Source organism: Pseudoalteromonas sp. GB43, from assembly GCF_054923805.1.
Window position 1 is genome coordinate 216577 of sequence record NZ_JBPCHJ010000003.1, and the last position, 18098, is coordinate 234674.

Annotated in this window: 15 protein-coding genes; 4 read left to right on the plus strand and 11 right to left on the minus strand. The window is 39.5% G+C overall.

What is annotated here, in order from left to right; genetic code table 11:
• Window positions 1–42: 42 nt before the first annotated feature.
• Window positions 43–1515, plus strand: coding sequence for a group II intron reverse transcriptase/maturase (gene ltrA / locus ACRWSG_RS23070; RefSeq protein WP_462167669.1), 1473 nt, complete (start codon window positions 43–45; stop codon window positions 1513–1515).
• A gap of 373 nt (window positions 1516–1888) precedes the next feature.
• Here the strand turns inward: ltrA and ACRWSG_RS23075 are convergent, their stop codons facing one another.
• The 11 genes from ACRWSG_RS23075 to ACRWSG_RS23125 form a co-directional block, all read right to left on the minus strand.
• Complete coding sequence (locus ACRWSG_RS23075) at window positions 1889–2122, minus strand: hypothetical protein (protein WP_462167670.1); 234 nt, start codon at window positions 2120–2122, stop codon at window positions 1889–1891.
• Between the two features lie 52 nt (window positions 2123–2174).
• Window positions 2175–3422 (minus strand): sialate O-acetylesterase, encoded by a 1248-nt coding sequence (locus ACRWSG_RS23080; RefSeq protein ID WP_462167671.1) that lies wholly within the window; start codon window positions 3420–3422, stop codon window positions 2175–2177.
• Window positions 3423–3436: 14 nt separating this feature from the next.
• Window positions 3437–4357: a dihydrodipicolinate synthase family protein gene (locus ACRWSG_RS23085; RefSeq protein WP_055022402.1), complete on the minus strand. Its 921-nt coding sequence runs from the start codon at window positions 4355–4357 to the stop codon at window positions 3437–3439.
• Between the two features lie 12 nt (window positions 4358–4369).
• Window positions 4370–5500: an N-acetylglucosamine-6-phosphate deacetylase gene (gene nagA / locus ACRWSG_RS23090; RefSeq protein ID WP_235404373.1), complete on the minus strand. Its 1131-nt coding sequence runs from the start codon at window positions 5498–5500 to the stop codon at window positions 4370–4372.
• A gap of 55 nt (window positions 5501–5555) precedes the next feature.
• On the minus strand, window positions 5556–7658 hold the full coding sequence (locus ACRWSG_RS23095; RefSeq protein ID WP_462167672.1) for a TonB-dependent receptor domain-containing protein: 2103 nt from the start codon (window positions 7656–7658) through the stop codon (window positions 5556–5558).
• Complete coding sequence (locus ACRWSG_RS23100) at window positions 7594–8391, minus strand: TonB-dependent receptor plug domain-containing protein (RefSeq protein ID WP_462167673.1); 798 nt, start codon at window positions 8389–8391, stop codon at window positions 7594–7596. Before ACRWSG_RS23100 ends, ACRWSG_RS23095 begins: the two co-directional genes overlap by 65 nt.
• 201 nt (window positions 8392–8592) lie before the next feature.
• Window positions 8593–10845, minus strand: a complete 2253-nt coding sequence (locus ACRWSG_RS23105; protein WP_462167674.1) for an exo-alpha-sialidase — start codon at window positions 10843–10845, stop codon at window positions 8593–8595.
• Between the two features lie 182 nt (window positions 10846–11027).
• Window positions 11028–12128: a cyclically-permuted mutarotase family protein gene (locus ACRWSG_RS23110; RefSeq protein WP_462167675.1), complete on the minus strand. Its 1101-nt coding sequence runs from the start codon at window positions 12126–12128 to the stop codon at window positions 11028–11030.
• Between the two features lie 123 nt (window positions 12129–12251).
• Window positions 12252–12785, minus strand: a complete 534-nt coding sequence (locus tag ACRWSG_RS23115; protein WP_462167711.1) for a TonB-dependent receptor domain-containing protein — start codon at window positions 12783–12785, stop codon at window positions 12252–12254.
• Complete coding sequence (locus ACRWSG_RS23120; RefSeq protein ID WP_462167676.1) at window positions 12743–15157, minus strand: TonB-dependent receptor plug domain-containing protein; 2415 nt, start codon at window positions 15155–15157, stop codon at window positions 12743–12745. Before ACRWSG_RS23120 ends, ACRWSG_RS23115 begins: the two co-directional genes overlap by 43 nt.
• A 165-nt stretch (window positions 15158–15322) precedes the next feature.
• The gene (locus tag ACRWSG_RS23125; RefSeq protein WP_462167677.1) at window positions 15323–16099 is read right to left on the minus strand and encodes an alpha/beta fold hydrolase; all 777 of its coding nucleotides are present in this window, start codon (window positions 16097–16099) and stop codon (window positions 15323–15325) included.
• A gap of 139 nt (window positions 16100–16238) precedes the next feature.
• Here ACRWSG_RS23125 and ACRWSG_RS23130 point away from each other — a divergent pair, with 139 nt between their 5' ends.
• The 3 genes from ACRWSG_RS23130 to ACRWSG_RS23140 all read left to right on the plus strand — a co-directional run bounded on the left by ACRWSG_RS23130 (window position 16239) and on the right by ACRWSG_RS23140 (window position 17992).
• Window positions 16239–17204 (plus strand): DUF4862 family protein, encoded by a 966-nt coding sequence (locus ACRWSG_RS23130; RefSeq protein ID WP_462167678.1) that lies wholly within the window; start codon window positions 16239–16241, stop codon window positions 17202–17204.
• A gap of 82 nt (window positions 17205–17286) precedes the next feature.
• Window positions 17287–17505, plus strand: coding sequence for a GntR family transcriptional regulator (locus ACRWSG_RS23135; RefSeq protein ID WP_462167679.1), 219 nt, complete (start codon window positions 17287–17289; stop codon window positions 17503–17505).
• 55 nt (window positions 17506–17560) lie between these two features.
• Entirely contained in the window at window positions 17561–17992 is a 432-nt protein-coding gene (locus ACRWSG_RS23140; protein WP_462167680.1) for an FCD domain-containing protein, read from the plus strand.
• Window positions 17993–18098: the final 106 nt, after the last annotated feature.

Below are 18098 nucleotides of genomic sequence, written 5' to 3' on the forward strand. Positions count from 1 at the left end.
TTGCAAGAGAATTTGAAGAACTTTATTCAAGGAGAAACGCAAATGATGATTTCAAAAGAGATTAGTGCCTCTCCTGACAGTGCTCAATGGCAATCCATAAATTGGAAAACTGTTGAGTCACACGTTTTAAAGCTTCAGATGCGTATTGCAAAAGCAACAAGAGAAAGTAAACACGGCAAAGCGAAAGCATTGCAGTGGATACTGACTCACTCGCATTCGGCAAAGCTTCTTGCTGTTAAGCGAGTATCACAAAACAAAGGCAGTAAAACGCCCGGAATAGACGGCGTCATCTGGAATACGGATACGCGCCGCATGAAAGCAGTCAATCAATTGAGCAGAAAAGCTTATCAAGCCAAACCGCTCAAGCGTATCTACATCCCTAAGAAAAACGGCAAGCTCAGACCTTTGGGTATCCCGTGTATGGTCGATAGAGCGCTGCAAGCGCTTCATCTTCTCGCACTAGAGCCTGTGTCAGAAACACTTGCTGACCCAAATAGTTACGGCTTTCGGCGCAACAGAAGTACTGCTGATGCTATTGCTCAGTGTTTTCTCTGTTTGAGTAAAAAGCAATCCGCTCAATGGGTTCTTGAGGGAGATATTAAAGCCTGTTTCGACAAAATTGGGCATCAATGGCTTATGAATAATATAGCTGTAGATAAACGAATGTTGGAACAATGGTTAAAGTCTGGTTTTATGGACAAAGGGCTGTTCTATCGCACTGACGAGGGAACACCACAAGGCGGGATCATATCTCCAACCTTGATGCTGATGACTCTTGCAGGTCTTGAGCAACGCATAAAGTCCACCGCACTTAAAAATGGGGCGAGAGCCAACTTTATAGGATACGCTGATGATTTCGTCGTCACTTGCACTTCAAAGGACGTGCTGGAGAACGATATCAAACCGTTGATTGCTGACTTCTTAGCACACAGAGGCTTAACGCTCTCCGAAGAGAAAACGCACATTACTCACATTAGCCGTGGTTTTGACTTCCTAGGCTTTAACCATAGGAAGTACAAAGGAAAGCTGCTCATTAAACCGAGTAAATCTAACACGTTAATATTTCTGAGTAACTTGCGCGAACTCACTAAAAAGCACGCAACCACCCCCGTTAACGATCTAATCAAGTTGATAAATCCGAAACTCAGGGGTTGGTCGAATTACTATCGCCATTGCGTTGCCAAACAAGTATTCGGATATGTGAGCCACAAACTATTTCTAGCGTTATGGCATTGGGCTAAAAGGCGTCATCCAACAAAATCAAAAACTTGGATCGCCATGAAATACTTTATCAACCGTCGATGCCAATGGCAATTTCACGGTTGGCAGAAGAGCATGAATATGGATTGTCAGTTTAATCTATTTCAAATAGCTAAGGTGCCAATAGAGAGACATGTGAAAATCAGGAGTGAAGCTACGCCTTTTGATCCTTTATACCAAGAATACTTGGCAAAGAGAAAAGCAAAGAGGCAATGCCGCAACTCTTGGAATGAGCCTAATCTCGCTGCTTTATAAGTTGCTGGGTACCAATTAGGTGCCTTCGTGAAGGCTTGAGCCGTATGCAGTGAAAGTTGCACGTACGGTTCTTAGGAGGGCGACACTTGGTAACAGGTGTCGTCTATCCGACAGAAACAAGTTGAAATACTACTCATGTTTTTATTACATTAAAACATGAGTAAATAAAAAAGGAGTAGCACGCTACTCCTTCAGGCTCGCCTTACATTATCGTTAGTAATACGCCTTTGCATGACCACAATAGAAAAGTATATTTGCGTACAATTCCCTCACTAGTATTATCAGAGTGAACCCTGACTACCCAGACATTAAGTAGTGAGCCGGCAACGTGCGGCTCGCAGTGAATTTAGAAAAAGCGATTAAGGGGCTACATTTATTGTTTGGAGTATATAAATGGTGCAATGGGATCACTTAGCTTTGTAACTAAGTTGGCCTTATCTTTTGGGTCATCAAACCACGCATATCTAACAGCAGCGGGGTTACTAACACTTTCACTCCAAGCGACTAGTAAGTTACCAACAAGCCTAGTTTGTGCACTGTAAAATTTTCCTTGCTGGTCCCCTACCTCAATTCCAATGGCATTGGCTGCAACCGACTTATTTACCATAATTGTATCTGTGAATCTGATCACAATTTGTGTGTTTCTAAAGCTAACCTTATCAATTGCTGCATCTACATATTGATTTATGTTTCCGTAAATCTTGTAGAGTATTGATTCTTGCAATCCTTTCAGCTAAAGGGTGCTTTTTCTTAGGATGGACATCTTCGGCCTCACCTTGATCATAACTAACAACTAAAGAAACATTCGATAGTTCATTTGCAACTTCGCTTTGTAGTTGCCTGTACTCAGCCCATGGGCGGTTTAGTCCAGGTAATTGAACAATATAAAACGGTAATGAAGGTTCATCCCAGGTTTGGCGCCATTCTTTAATCAGTGTTTTTAGTTTTAGTTTGTTTAAATCTTTTGAAAAGTAAGGTTCAAGCTTTTGACTTTCAGTCATCGGTGCATTCGATTCACCTTGATACCAAATAACTCCTTTTATCTGAAAAGGTGAAAGAGGTTTAACACTTGAATCAAAAATAAAGCCAGGTTCATAAGGATGATGCGCTAATTTTTTTAAAGGAAACTGCTCTGTCCATGAAGATAAATTATAGAGTGCTCGGTCTCTGCACCATGGCATAATACTCTTTATCCAGTCGTTAGCTAAAGGTGCCAATTCAGGGATAGAGGCTAATGTTTGTTTACTAATAAAGTTTTCAGTCATCGTACCGCCGACGGATATATTTATAATACCCACGGGGACATCTAACTCTTTTTGTAATTTAGCTGCAAAATAGAAAGCAACAGCCGAAAAAGTAGCATTGCTTTGTTGCGAACTCAGTTTCCAACCATCTGTTTTTAAATAATTAGATTCATTGAGTTTGGCTAATTTATCGACTGAAAAAACAACCTCATCAGGGTAAAAGTCATCGTTATAATAATCCAGCAAGCGAATCACATTATTACTCGATTTAGCTAACTCACTATCTGCACCAACAGTTTTACTAACTTCAAAGCGCATGTTTGATTGTCCTGCAGCCAACCATACTTCGCCAATGAGTACATCTTTAAAGACCTTATGACTATTAGATGTAGTAATAATCAAATCACTTGCCTCGTAACCACCGTCCATGGCATCAAGTAATACTTGCCAGTCTCCATACTCATTCGCTTTAGTCGTTTTCAATTGCTTGGCATAACTAACTTCAATAACCTGCTCTGGTTCAGCCTTGCCCCAAATAGGTATGGATTTTTTTTGCTGTAAAACCATATGGTCACTAAATACACTCGGCATTTCCAAACAAAACCCGGATGTAATAGAGCTAATAATTAAACTTAAATACAAAATCACTTTAAATTTAGTCATACCAAGCCTCTGTATTAACTTACTTTATTAGCAAATGATTTAAAGTTAATCGCCTCAAGCTCAGCTGACATTGCTTTAAACTCATCATCAGAAAGGTTTTGGAATGGAGTACGGTTACCACCTAAATCTAAACCTATTACTTTCATAATTTGTTTCCCAGCAACGATATTGCCTCTAAACTTTGCGATAACATCAATTAAATCAAGTGACTGATATTGAAGCTGTTGTGCTTTTTCCAAGTCACCCTCAGCAAACGCTTTCCTTATACCTGTATATAAGTCAGCGGCATAGTTAAATGTGCCACCTATACAACCAGTCGCTCCACCAAAGGCTAGTGAAGGAAGCAGTGTTTCATCTTGTCCATGCAGCATATCGTACTTGCCATTTTCATAGCGTCTGCACTGTGTATACTCGTATAAGCTTTCGAAAGTATATTTAATACCTGCAAAATTAAGAATTCTGTTATCTACAGCTTTTAATAAAGCAAGCATAGAGATGTTTACACCGGTAAAGGCCGGAATATGGTAATAGTAAAATGGCAGTTCAGGGGTTACTGAAGCGATTTGCTCACAGTATGCTGCTAACTCTTCAACACGATTGATCTTTGGAAAAAGTGGCCCCATCACACTTGTTGCATACGCGCCAATTTCAGCTGCATGCATAGCAAGCTTTTGGCTAGTACGAACGCTATTACTACCAACATGAACGATAACTTTAAAATTCTCAGGCGCGGCATTTACCCACGCTTGAGCACAATCCATGCGTTCTTCATCAGTTAATAAATGCCCCTCGCCTGATGAGCCATTAACAAAAACACCTGATACTCCATGATTTACCAACATTTCAATATATCGAGGGATAACTGACAGGTTGATACTGCCATCGTCGTTAAACGCTGTGAATGGCGCGTTGATTAACCCATTAATTTTTTGCATTTTGTTTCCTTATTAATAAAACTGTTCACCCTGGATCCAGGTATTTTTGACGTGATATTCACCGTTACTTTCTTGCCCGAGCAACACAAAATTAGCATCAGCACCAACAGCTATTTGTCCAATAGATGTCGCTAATCCTAGGAGTTGTGCAGGGTAACGGCTTGCCATGTTTATTGATTCAGCAAAAGACGTGTTCAGCATTTTTCGGCTATTATTCACAGCGCTAATCATGTCTAATGCTGAACCAGCTAATTGACCTGTATGACTTACAAGCTTGTCTTGTGCTAATGAAATTTGATGACCATCAAAGTGAAAGGCCTGCTGCTGACTTCCGATAGTCGACATAGCATCTGTGACTAAAATTAGTTTTCCCTTCGGCTTTGCTCTGTAAGCGACTTTCGCGACTGCAGGGTGAACATGATGACCATCTAAAATTATTCCAGTCCAGCATCGGTCATCACTAAGTGCCGCCCCGACCATATTTGGATCTCTTGAAGTTAGCTGCGACATTGCATTGAATAAATGTGTGAAGCCAATAGCTCCTGCTTCGATACATTTAACAACATCTTCATATTCAGCATTTGAGTGACCAAGGCACACAATGACCTCATGTTCGACAAGATAACTAATTTGGGCCGGTGAAATTGATTCTGGAGCCACAGTTACCATTACTTTCCCTAAGTCATTGCGACAATATATCTTCAGCTCATCTTCTGTGATCTTGCGAATGTGTTGACTATTGTGGATACCCTTCTTAACGATGCTTAAATGAGGGCCTTCAAAGTGAACACCTGCGATACCTGGTATTTCTTGCTTAATAGCTTTACTGACAATTTCAGCAGCCTCTTGCAATTTTGCAATGTCACTTGTGATCAAAGTTGGCAATAGGCTTGTTGTGCCAAACATTGCATGCGCTTTAACCATTTTTTGTAGGGTTTCTAACGTTGTTTCATGGTTAAATAATGCACCGCCACCGCCATTAACTTGAGTGTCAATAAAGCCCGGTACCATGACACCATCTAGCTCAATACAAGACTCATGGTAGTAAGTAACTATTTCTGCGACTTTGCCATTAACAACCCTTATTGCTTTATCATCATGAAATTGCACACCATCAAAAAGTTGAGTAGGTTTAAATATCATCGGTCTTCCATTATTTGTAATGTGGGCATACCGCCCACATCTGAACTGAGCAAGGTTAGAAGTTAAGCTTTATATCCGCATAAAATGATCGACCATATAAGTCATAAGCGGTACCGTTAGTTAGCGTACCAACCTGATAATACTTATGGGTTTGCGTAAGCTGTGGAGGCTGTTTATCAAAAACATTTTTAATGCCAAAATAGGCGTTAATTGAGTCAGAGAAGCTATAGCTGATGCGCGCATCATGATATGTACGAGATTCAATCTCATTTAACTCATCTGTCATCAAGGTGTTGTCGTTACGGTCTTTAGTGCTGTCCCAATAACGTAATTGCCAATAAAGATTAAAGTTTTCGATACTATATGAAGCGTTGATATTAAAGCGTAGTTTTGGAAATAACACTTCACCTTCAAGATGCTGTGTATCGCCAGATTCTATACCCGTAATGCTGTATTCATCGATGTAGTTGGCTGCTAACCCAAGATATAAATCACCGACATCTAAGTTTGTTTGATACGAAACATCTAAATCAATACCACTGGTTTTGATAATGTTTTCATTACCTGAAGCTGAGTTAACATCTAGTGCGGCACCTGAACGGCCATCACGACGAACTAACCCTCCACAATTTGCATCAAATTCACTAGGGTCAACACTGTAACAACGATTTAAAATAACTGTGCGGTCTGTTTTAGCAATTGCGTCATCAATTTCTATATCGTAATAATCAATCGACATCTGTAAGTCGTCTAACCACTCAGGTGTTAATACGATACCTAACGTTAGCGTGTCAGCTTTCTCTTCTTTTACGTTTTCAGAACCACTTAATAGACCTGAAGTATTCTGGCTTTCAACTTGTGTAAGAACAAATGCTCCATCGCTATCAATACGGTTTTGGATTGCACTTATAGAACGACAGTTATCAGCAATGTTGCCAGTATCTGCATTGCTAATACCATTACATGGGTCTACAACAAATGCTGCTGTTGCGGTACCACCTGCGAAAAGGTCACTCACATTAGGTGCTCTCACTGCTGTTGCTAAAGCACCACGCAATTTAATTGAATCTGAAATTGGAGCATCGATACCAATAGTCCAGTTAGTCGTGGTTCCAACAGATGAGTAATCACCTACGCGTACAGCAAAATCAAGATTAAGTTGCTCTAAAATTGGAACGTGCAGTTCAGCAAAAACGTCAACAACATCAAATTCCCCTTTTGTTTTTGCAATTCGACTGCCACGCACTATTCCTGCTTGCCTTAATGGATCTGGAGTCTCTTGACCTTTTTCTTTACGGTACTCAACACCAGCAGCAAAACCTAGGTTGTTTACATCATCACTGAAAGCAAAATCAATATCGCCAGCAATGACTGATGTCACAACATATTGTTCGATTGAACCGTTTAACCCTGTATCTGCTGCAAGATAATTTACGGCCTCTTGCGAGATACCATCATATGCAAATGGATTAAACGGGACACAACCACTAATGCGAGCAATATCATCGGCACATTGATATCCGCCGGCTCCGTCACTTTCAATATCCAAAGCATAACGAGCACGTTCAAGGTTGATATCACCATGATTTTTTTGGTTTTGATCTGTAACACCATAGGTGGCGCTAACATTCAGATAAATACTATCTGTAAGGTCATATTCGTAATCACCTGCAACGCGAAATGTCGAACGCACATTTTCAGCACCACGGTCACCGAATTCATATAATCGACGGAAGGTTAAGCTCACATCGTCTAGATTAGTTATACCATCTTGCAATAAGGCATTACCTAAATCAGTACCTGCAAACCAAGGGTGCGTCGCAATATCTATCCCTGTAGTGCCACCACGTGATAACTTGAAGATATCGTTGCGTGTATCAAGAGGAATAGGTTCCATGCGAGTGCGTGACTCAACTCGCGAGTAATTTGCGGTAAAGTTAAGACGTGATTTATCATCCAAATCAAGTGATAACCCCGTTGCAGCAAATGTCCTATTCAATGGAGTGATCATTGAACGGTATTCATGGAAATTAAATGCATCTGATGTTTCAACATCACCAGTTCGTACAAATGGAGTGCCATCACCTTTATAATCACCAATTCGGACCTTCAGGGATATGTGATGAACCAACAAACTGCGGCGTATCAGCCAGACCATCACCATCGGTGTCAACAGAGTCTAAATGAACACTTGAATAATCTCGGTCTGTTGCTTTTAGACCTTCATCATCAGAATAACCTAGAGAGAACCAAGCATTTCCGCTATCGAAGTTATGGCCCACTGTAAACTCTAAATCTGTAGTACCTGCGGCACCGGCTTCTGTTTCACCCTTTTGTAATTTAACCGCTACGCCATCAAAGTTCTTTTTCAGAATAATATTCACAACACCTGCGATTGCATCTGAGCCATAAGCTGCAGATTGACCGCCGGTTAATACTTCAACACGTTGAATCATTGTTGTAGGAATAGTATTTAAATCTACACCATACCCTGAACCAACAGACATCCCTGACACATAACGTTTACCGTCAACTAAAACTAGCGTTCTTGAAGAGCCTAAATTTCTTAACGCTATAGTATTCAGGCCACCATCCTGCTCACTTGAGTTTGAACTTGAAGATGTTGTATCACCAACAATTGATGGAATTTTACCGAGTAAGTCACCAACGTTAACGGCACCTACCCCCTCGATATCATCAGAATCTACAACTTTGATAGGTGATGGAGATTCGAAATCACCTTTTCTAATGTGTGAACCTGTTACTAGAATTTTTTCAACCTCTGCTGTTGCTTCAGGTTGCTCCTCTGCAAATGCAAAGTTACTTGCTGCAGCTCCAACACAAATGCTGAGGAGCGATTTTGAAAATAGCGTGGTCAGTTTATTACTCATGTGATGTACCCCGTTGATAGATTATGATCAGCTTCAAGCTGTATTATTGTTAACCTGTTATACCAGCATACCAATTGTTCAGTTTTTGTCAAAAGGATCTAACAGAAAAATACAATATTTTTGTAATGTATTGATAAATATAAAATTTAAAAGTAGGCTATCATGGAGAAAATCCATTGATTGCCTACTGGAAGGGGAAGATTAATTAACTGCGTTGATATTTAAATTGATAAATTTAATATGAGTGCTGCCTGTAGCCTCATATAAAACAGCTATTGTTCCATCACTTAGAGTTATGATGTCAGAGTATGCACTGAAGCCATAAACGATTTGAGTAGGAGAATTAAAGCTCACTCCTTCGTCTTCGCTCACCCAGATACCTAAATCATATCGATTAGCGCCTGCAGGGTTACCAATTGGTGCCGACACTAAAATCTTATTCTCTGCATCTCCCTGAACAGTCGAACTAAAGCGCGTTATACCAATATCGACTTTAGACACAACAAGATCATGAGTTGTTTGCTGCCAAGTAATTCCGCCATCATTACTTAAAAAGTGATAACGAGTACCGGCTGCAGAGCCATCATTTCTGGCGGTCATCAAAATTCGACCGTCATTTAGCTCAACAAAGTCTGCTTCTGTAGGCCCTGAGATTGGGGTTAGATTTCCTTTATCCCAACTTGCTCCATTATCATCGCTGAACACACTCACAACATAAAATAAACTATCTGAGGCACGCACAATAGCAGGGAAAATAAGTCGCCCATTGTGACTTCCTTGCGCTGAAGACTGCCATTTTAGTTGTATACCATGACCTGGATCGGCATTAATTGAACGCCAAGTAGGGTCTTTAACTTCATCACTAACGTTAACGGTGTTTGACCACGTTTGTCCGTTGTCAGTGCTTGATTTAAAAAGTAGGTAGTTAGGATCATCTGGACCAGTACAGTTGCCATTTTGTGCGCACAAATCGAGCCACTGAGTGTAAAAAACAAATATAGTGTTAGTTGACTCATCAACTAAAGGTCTAGGGTCAGAAAAATCGTATTGTGAACTTTCTTCGATAATTTGCACCGGTTGCCAAGTTTTTCCTAAGTCTAAAGAGCGCTTGAGTGAGATATTTATTAAACCACTTGCACCAGGATCAGCTCCATTAGGACGCCCCTCACTAAAAGCCAAAAGCGTATTATCTTGAGACTGAACAATAGATGGTATACGGTAGTTAGACATACCATTTATACCTTCAGCGCCACCTACGAATACACTGCTAAGTGCTATCGGCTTAGTGCTATCAGTTACTTCAAAGCGAACATTTTTGTAATTTGCAACACCACTTGTGCCTGATGAACCATTGCCAAAGACGATGACATTTTGATTTGATGCTGAGCCTGACCAACTAGTTACCTTTTCACCATCAAACCAAAAAGTGGCTTGTTGGGAACTTGCATCATAGTTTACTTCATAGTCATGATATTGATCTGAGCCTTGCTGCGAAACTAGTGTGTATTGTGCATCACCCTCAACATCAGCAACGAGTGCACCACTTGAATCAATTTTCAAATTAACTAAGTAACGTTTATTACCATTTGCATAGTAATTTGTAATGTAGGAACCAGACAGGACTTTAACTGTACTAGACATAGACCAGCCATAATTTGTCGCGTCTAAGTTTGTTTGTGAGTCAGGAATAACTTCCCACTCGGCTTTACCAGCACTACCATCGGCTTGCCATACAGTATCACCATTATCATCTAGCAAACTACCTTGCCCTTGAAGGGTGGAGTCATTTGTCCAACCTAACAAATCAGGCGAAGCATCTAAGTTACTATTAAATAGAGCAACAACATTATTTGGGCGAGTTTTTAAGGCTGCTTCAGCTTTACTTAATATAGAAGAATAGATTTCAGTACTTGATATTTCTCCAGAGAAATACCATTGACCGCCACCATTATCTTCGTTTCGACCTATGTTCATAGAACTTAGACTGTCGACACTATTTAAAAATGAAGTCGATGAGTTTTGAGCTAGCAATTCACCATCCACGAGAATGCTAGTACCATTTTCATCAGTTAAAACCACCGTTTTATGTTCACGGTTATCATTAAACGCCTTTGTTGTTTTCAAGTTATTTATGAAGGCGCCGTTTTCTCTGGCATGGATGCGTAATGTACCATCTCCGTCGATTACTAATGCATATTCGCTTGATGCCTCGTTCGCATTGGATACGCTGAATAATGTTCCAGTTGTGCCTGTTGCTTTAAAAGCTGAATAGATACTGCCTTTAGTTAAGGAGTTAACTAGATCTAAATCAGAATCAAGTGATACATACGTAGAAGATCCATTAAAACTAGTTGTTGATGTGTCCCATTGCTTAACAAGTTCAGCATAAGCTAATGAGCTATTTAGGAGTAAGAAGCTAGTCGTTAAAAAGCTAGCTCCGATCGTATTTCTCATGTTTTCCTCACATTCTAATAAAGCCCTTACAATGAAGGGGTAACTTTATTACGTGACTAAACAACAAAATTAGTTACGCAAAGTGGTTGTCATCACAACAGCAAAAGCGTGAACCTTTATATGAGACATTGGTATAATAGGTCAACAGTTACACCTTTAGAATACGAAAAAACTCTTAATGTTTATTTTTTGTTAATTATTAATGCTCGATATATGGCCGGCGTTCTCTCTACAGCTTTAATCTCTCCTGATAACCAATAGACAAACTTCTGATCTAAAACCGTCTGTAATGGCCCTGCGCCACCATAAAATGGCACACGTTTATTCAAAGTAAGCCATTCATTATTTGGAATATTGAAAATAAATTGCTGGCGGCTGAAGTTAAATTCCTCAGGTGACATTGCAAAATATTTTTTCTTAAAATTAATTAACTCTTCACCTTCCAACGTAGTGAGTTGGTTTAAGGCATCATCAAATACATTTTTATTCACCCCACCCAAGATCAAAACATGCTGGTCATCCAAAGCTAATGCGCTTCCCCCTGCCACAGAGAAAGGTTTTCCACTAAAGGTTATTTCAGATAACGCTTGCCAATTGAGTTGCTCGAAGTCAAAACTGTAACTATCTGTTAGTACATGAGAAGTACCATTTGGTGTTTGGGCAATACCAGAAAAAATATAAAACTTGTTAGCAATTCTTGTGCTTGCAAATTGCACTCGGGGTAAGCCTGGAATAGAAGTAACTTCGCAAGCACTTTTAGAGAAGGAGTAACGACACATTTGTGCTTGGGCTTTTCCATCCCAACTGCCAGCAAACAAATATAACTCATTATTGAAAATATCAGCCGCACCATTTGACCATGTAAACGGCAAAGTAGTAATTTGACGAGTATGTACTTGAAGCTGACGATCAAGCGTTAGCTCAAGTACGACATTCATATCTCCATTTTCATTCTTACCCCCAACTAGCCATAAGCTATTCTCTGTTTTGATCGTCGCTCCATATGCCTGAGGAACTGGTAATTGGCCTTGTGCAACTAGGTCAAAAGCTCCATTTTGAATATCATACACATACACGTTGCTATGAAAGACTTTGTTTGCCTTATCAAAAACAGGATGTCCATTCGGAAAGTTTGCTCCACCTGCAATGACTAAGTAATGATCTATTATTCCTGTAAACATAGCGGATAATCCAATAGGCTTACCTTGGCTATCTTTACTTTCTAACTCCGCTACTTTCAGCCACTGTAAATCGAATGTTTGCTTATATAAATCCTTTGCCATTAGATTCTTTGATATCAGCAAAGCAAAGCCTAAGATTATAATTCGTAACACTTTTAACCCTTTTTAAAATATAAAAACCTAATCTTAAAGATTAGGTTTTGGTTCTAACACAGGAAGAATCAATTAGAATTTGAGCTTCATACCAGCAAAAAATTGTCTGCCAATAATGTCATAAGCTCTCGGCTCTGTATTGGTACCCGCCGCAGATCCGGTCACAGTCAAGCGTGGGATAATATCTGGCTGCTCATCAAATAGGTTGTTAGTACCAACATACACATTCAATGAATCGGTTACATTGTATGATGCTCTAACATCTAAGTAATAAACTGAGTCGAGGGTATTAATATCGTCTGATAATGTTTGGTTCACATCATTATTAACGTCATTTTGCGTTTCATCACGATAAGTGAGTTGAGCAAAAAGGCTAATATCATCAGTAAGACTATAAGTACTTTGTAAGGTGTAACGGAATTCAGGGTATAGAACTTCACCTTTATAATCTCGCTCTACACCTGCGGCACTGGTCGTTACATACTCGTCAAGGTATGAAGCTGATAAGCTTAAGTCGAACCCTTCATATGTATAATATGCTTCAATATCGACACCACTAGTTCTTACTTCACTTTCATTAATAGCTTGAGAGGTAATATTAAGAATTGGTCATTTACTGCACGTACAACATTACCACCACAGGTTGGATCAAATTCACTTGGGTCAACGTCATAGCATCGACTGATTATCTCACCAGCACCAACATTTAAAATCGCGTCCTCAATTTCAATCGAATAATAATCAACAGATAACGAGAATGCTTCTACTGGCGTAAAGATGGCACCTAATGTATAGGTATCAGCGGTTTCTTCTTTAAGGTCCGTTGACCCTGTTTGCAAAAAGCGCTCATTCTGGCTTTCTGAGCCAACTAATGTAAATGCTCCGGTAGAATCAATGCGGTCTGAAATTGCGGCAATGCTGCGACAGTTTTCAGCAATATTTCCAGTGGTGCTTGCATCAACGCCATCACACACATCATGCCCACCTGTTGCACTGGCAGAGCCTGATGAATATAGATCATTCACGTTTGGTGCTCTAACCGCACTAGATACACTCGCTCTAAAACGAACGTAATCATTAACCGGTGCATCTAAACCAAGTCGATAAGTCGAAGTGCTGCCAATTGAAGAGTAGTCCCCTGCACGCAATGCTAAACTCACGCTTAACCAATCAGCAACTGGGACAAAAAGCTCTCCAAATGCTTCGTACGAATAAAAACTACCCTTTGTAGGGAATACCTGTAGGCGTCTAGTAATACCTGCTTGTCTAAAAGCGTCTGGAGTTTCAGCACCTTCTTCTCGGCGATATTCAATACCTGCAGCAAAACTTAGATTTTCATCATTTAAAGTAAATGGTAATTCACCCGATAATGCACTATTAACAACATACTGCTTGATTACGCCATTTTGACCAGTATCTACAGAGATGTAATCAACTGCTTCATCAGAAAAACCAACGATTCCTGCTTGGCCTAGCTCACTATCAACAGTACCAAATGGATTAACTGGCACACAACCTTGCCATCTGTCTGTTACATCAGCGCATTGATAGCCACCATTTCCATCTTCTTCAATATTTAGTGCAGAACGAAGAGCAACTAAATTTACATCGCCTGTATTTTTTTGAACTTGTGTAGTCGTACCGTAAACTGCAGATGTACTCCACAGAAGACCACTGTCTAGCTCATAATCTAAGCTACCGGCGATACGGAAAGTTGTTCTTCTATTTTCGACACCAAGATTGTCAAACTCAGCAAGACGTCGAAATGTTTCTACTCGATCTAAAGAAGTACTGCCATCACCACTATTTAATAGATAAGGAAGCAACTGACTCTGCGCACTACTGCCATTAAAGAAAGGGCTATTCGCAACATCGATGCCTGTCGTACCGCCACGGTTAACGACAAAAACGTCGTTTACTACGCTTAAAGGTGCTGTCTCAATATTTGTTGATGAGTTAACTTCTGAGTAGTTTATTTCAAGATCTGCAAATAACTTATCAGAGATATCAAAAGTCATACCTGCTGCAGCAAACTGGCGTGTATATGGAGCAATTGCTTTACGATAATAAGTCTGGTTATAGAAATCACTTTCACCGTTAAGCTGACCATCTGAAGTAATTGTGGGCGCATTTTGGCTAAATGGATCACCGTTACCGAATATACTTAAATCACCAAACTTAAAAGCACCTTCATCAACATGCATTGGCCCATTACGTACATGCAATGTTTCTCTTAAACCATCGCCATCATCATCCAGTACATTGATACTATTTCGTGAGAAGTCACGGTCTCGAGCATTTAAGTTATCTTGATTCGCAAGTCCCAAAGAAACCCAAGCATTGCCCCCATCAAAATTCTTACCATAAGTAAAATCTATATTTTGACGAGCAGCACCACCTGCATCTGAATCTGCTCCGAAAGCATTAATCTCGACGCCATCAAAGTTTTTCTTAGTAATGATATTCACCACACCAGCAATTGCATCTGAACCATAAATTGCAGATTGCCCACCAGTTAGAACATCAACACGCTCGATGATAGATGTAGGGATAGAGTTTAAATCAACACCATACCCATCTCCAGCAGAGGTACCTGATACATAACGACGACCATTAACCAATACAAGAGTACGTGCCGTACCTAAATTACGTAACGAAGTAGTACTAATACCTGAGCTACCGCCACCATCATGATTATTCGACGCATCATTTGTGCCTGCAGTGACAGAAGGTAATCGGCTTAGCGTATTTGAAATAGAAATTGCACCGATCCCTTCAATTGTTTCTTTACCTACCTCAACTACTGGAGATGAAGATGTAAAATTTACGCTACCTTTGAAAATATTTGAGCCTGTAACATTTATACGCTCAATACCTTTTTCAGCTTTAGCTTCCTCTGCAACAACCTGTTGACTCATCGCCGCAGCAATACATGTCGCAAGCGCTGACATGTGAAAAATACTTTTATTGTTATTCATGGTTTCCCTCTATGTGATCGTAAAAAAGTGACAACAGCTCAAATATCACCCAGTCAACCTATCATACCAGTATACCTGCAGCAATATTTTTGTTCACAAAAAAGTAATAACAAAATGATATAAACTTATTCTGAAAAATCTAACTTATTGAATATTAATAAGAAGCTAAATTAGAGTTGACTGAATTAAATCAGTAATTTTGTTCCAACAACGTAAATCTGATGTGAAACCAGGAAAAAAGTTAAAGTGGTCTTTGCCCTTCAATCTATCGATTAAGATATTTGAATTTTGCTCAATACTTGATAACTGATTAATACTCACTTCTTCATCTTCGGTGCCATGGAGGAAATGGTAGTTTACTTTAGAATCTAGCAGCTCTACTGGATTGCTATCCCTTAGCCTTGATGCAATTTGAAAGTTATTACCTGACAATAACTTTGTAACTTGCTCAGGTTGCCCCAAGTCTTCTGAGCGTCTCAAGTCCACCACTCCTGATATAGAAATCGCATGTTTTATTTTTAATGGATCATTATGATATAGAGGACTTTCTTTGTTAATATTCTTTCGTGAAGCACACCAAGTAGCCAAATGTCCCCCTGCTGAGTGACCAACAATAGTTATATTCTTAAGATCCAAATACTCACTTCTTTCGATCGTTTTTAAATAATCAACGGCCATTGCAACATCCAGTAATGAAGTTGGCCAAGGCGCACTGTGATTATCACCAAAAGCATTCATTCTGCGATACTCAATATTCCATACAGCTATATTTTTATCAGCAAAATACTCAACGATTCGTTTAGTCGCATAACTATCTAAACTATGGTTATCTTTCCAGTATCCACCGTGAATGACGATAAGAACTGGCACCATTTGTGTATTATCAGGACGATATAATTGGCAATATTGCTGTGAGTCTTCACCGTATTTGAAGATTTTCATGATTGTTTCTCTAATTAAACTTGTGTAAAAACCATACCACTGGTATAACAGCTATACCAACATAATAATTTAAATATTAATAAAATTTAAAAATGTACTTTTGAGTTTTCATTAAAAGTACTCATTCTGAGGGATTTACATGAAACTGATTGTTGGCGCTTATGCATCTGCACCTTCTAACAACACATGGAACAAAGAAGAAGAATCAAACTATTACGATGCTTTAAAAAGCAACGATGCAATCGATGGGCTGGAAATACCATTCACTTCTAAACTGCATTCCTTCGATGAGCAGTGGTATTTGAGCATGCTCAGTGCAAGATGGACATATGTTCTGACTTGTATTCCTGGAACAATGATGGCTCTCAATCAGGATGCGTCTTTTGGTATAGCTTCAAATCAAGCGGCTGGACGAGAAAAGGCGATGCAATTTTACAAAGGCGCGGCTGAAGCAATTGCCACTATTAATAAGCAATTAAAGAAACAGGCTGTAACTCATGTATTAATTCATACTGCTCCATCTAATCCACAATATAGATGTGATAAAGCACTTGAAAAATCCTTATTAGAATTATGTTCATATGATTGGCATGGTGCCAAGTTACTAATTGAACATTGTGATGCATGGCAGCCAGAAAATCCTTTTGAAAAAGGCTTTATGGATTTAGAGTCTGAACTAGCAATTGTAAGTAAAGTTAATCAAGAGTCTAAATGTGGGATAGCTTTTTCTTTAAACTGGGGTCAATCAGCAATCGAGTTTCAAAGTAAGTTAGGAGCAATAGAGCATATAAAGGCCTGTAATGCGAAACAATTACTCAATGGGTTTATCTTTTCAGGAGCAAGTGCAAGCTCTGACATTTATGGAAAATGGCGTGATAGCCATATGCCACCCTCTTTGGAGCCCTTGGAAGACCCTACATTAGAAGACTCGGAATTAGATACTCAAGCAATAAAAGATTCTATTAACGAATTAAACTCAAGCTCGCTTGACTTCATTGGCTGTAAAATTTCCTTGTTACCTACATCTAGAGCTACGGAAGAAAAAATAAAGTGCATACATGACACTGTAGCTGTGATAAAAAATGTATTAGAAAATAGAATTTAAAAATAATTGTTTTGGTTAATTTGCTAATCTAAGACCCTTCGGTATGATAGGATGATAGCTTGATAGAGGATAGGTTAAAGACATGTCGTTAAAAGTAACACGCCCTGTAGAACGTAAGAAACTTTCAGAGACTGTTGAAGAAGAATTAGAACTCATGATCCGCCAGGGTGAGATAGCTGAAGGTGAAGCTCTTCCATCTGAACGAGATTTAATGGCGGCTTTCGGTGTCGGCAGACCATCAATTCGAGATGCACTCTCTGCATTAGCGAGAAAAGGCTTAGTTAAGAATCAGCAGTGGTGAAAGAACCAGAGTAACTCGCCCTTCTGCTGATACTATCATCTCAGAGCTTTCAGGCATGTCTAAAGACTTTTTAGCACAGCCAAATGGTTTAAAGTATTTTGACCAGCTTCGCCGTTTCTTCGAATCAAGCTTAGTCAGACATGCAGCAGCCTATGCGACTCCAAGTCAAATAAAAGAACTGGAGGATGCACTAGAATTAAATGGCAAAGCAATTGAAAACGACAGCCAATTTAGAAAAACTGATATTTATTTCCACAGAGTTATCGCTTCTATACCTGGCAATCCGATTTTTCTTGCGGTGCATCAGGCTTTAGTTGATTGGTTGATCGATGCACGCCCAGACAGAGTTAATACTGCTGAATTGAATAAACGCAGCTACGATGACCATGTTGCTATTTTTGAATGTATAAAGAATGGCGATGTTGAAGGAGCTGATGCACAGCTTATGGCCCATATAGATTACGTTTTCGATAAGTACTACGGGTAATAACTCTCCATAAAGTTGAACAAGCAACATCCTAAAAGGCTATAAATTAGCCTTTTTTGTGCCTGAAATTTAAATTAATGATGGATTTTTAGACTTACCACTGGTA

Coding starts and splice junctions, on each gene's coding strand:
- ltrA (WP_462167669.1), top strand. CDS start 43: ATGATGATTTCAAAAGAGATTAGTGCCTCTCCTGACAGTGCTCAATGG.
- ACRWSG_RS23075 (WP_462167670.1), bottom strand. CDS start 2,122: ATGGTAAATAAGTCGGTTGCAGCCAATGCCATTGGAATTGAGGTAGGG.
- ACRWSG_RS23080 (WP_462167671.1), bottom strand. CDS start 3,422: ATGACTAAATTTAAAGTGATTTTGTATTTAAGTTTAATTATTAGCTCT.
- ACRWSG_RS23085 (WP_055022402.1), bottom strand. CDS start 4,357: ATGCAAAAAATTAATGGGTTAATCAACGCGCCATTCACAGCGTTTAAC.
- nagA (WP_235404373.1), bottom strand. CDS start 5,500: ATGATATTTAAACCTACTCAACTTTTTGATGGTGTGCAATTTCATGAT.
- ACRWSG_RS23095 (WP_462167672.1), bottom strand. CDS start 7,658: ATGGTCTGGCTGATACGCCGCAGTTTGTTGGTTCATCACATATCCCTG.
- ACRWSG_RS23100 (WP_462167673.1), bottom strand. CDS start 8,391: ATGAGTAATAAACTGACCACGCTATTTTCAAAATCGCTCCTCAGCATT.
- ACRWSG_RS23105 (WP_462167674.1), bottom strand. CDS start 10,845: ATGAGAAATACGATCGGAGCTAGCTTTTTAACGACTAGCTTCTTACTC.
- ACRWSG_RS23110 (WP_462167675.1), bottom strand. CDS start 12,128: ATGGCAAAGGATTTATATAAGCAAACATTCGATTTACAGTGGCTGAAA.
- ACRWSG_RS23120 (WP_462167676.1), bottom strand. CDS start 15,157: ATGAATAACAATAAAAGTATTTTTCACATGTCAGCGCTTGCGACATGT.
- ACRWSG_RS23125 (WP_462167677.1), bottom strand. CDS start 16,099: ATGAAAATCTTCAAATACGGTGAAGACTCACAGCAATATTGCCAATTA.
- ACRWSG_RS23130 (WP_462167678.1), top strand. CDS start 16,239: ATGAAACTGATTGTTGGCGCTTATGCATCTGCACCTTCTAACAACACA.
- ACRWSG_RS23135 (WP_462167679.1), top strand. CDS start 17,287: ATGTCGTTAAAAGTAACACGCCCTGTAGAACGTAAGAAACTTTCAGAG.
- ACRWSG_RS23140 (WP_462167680.1), top strand. CDS start 17,561: ATGTCTAAAGACTTTTTAGCACAGCCAAATGGTTTAAAGTATTTTGAC.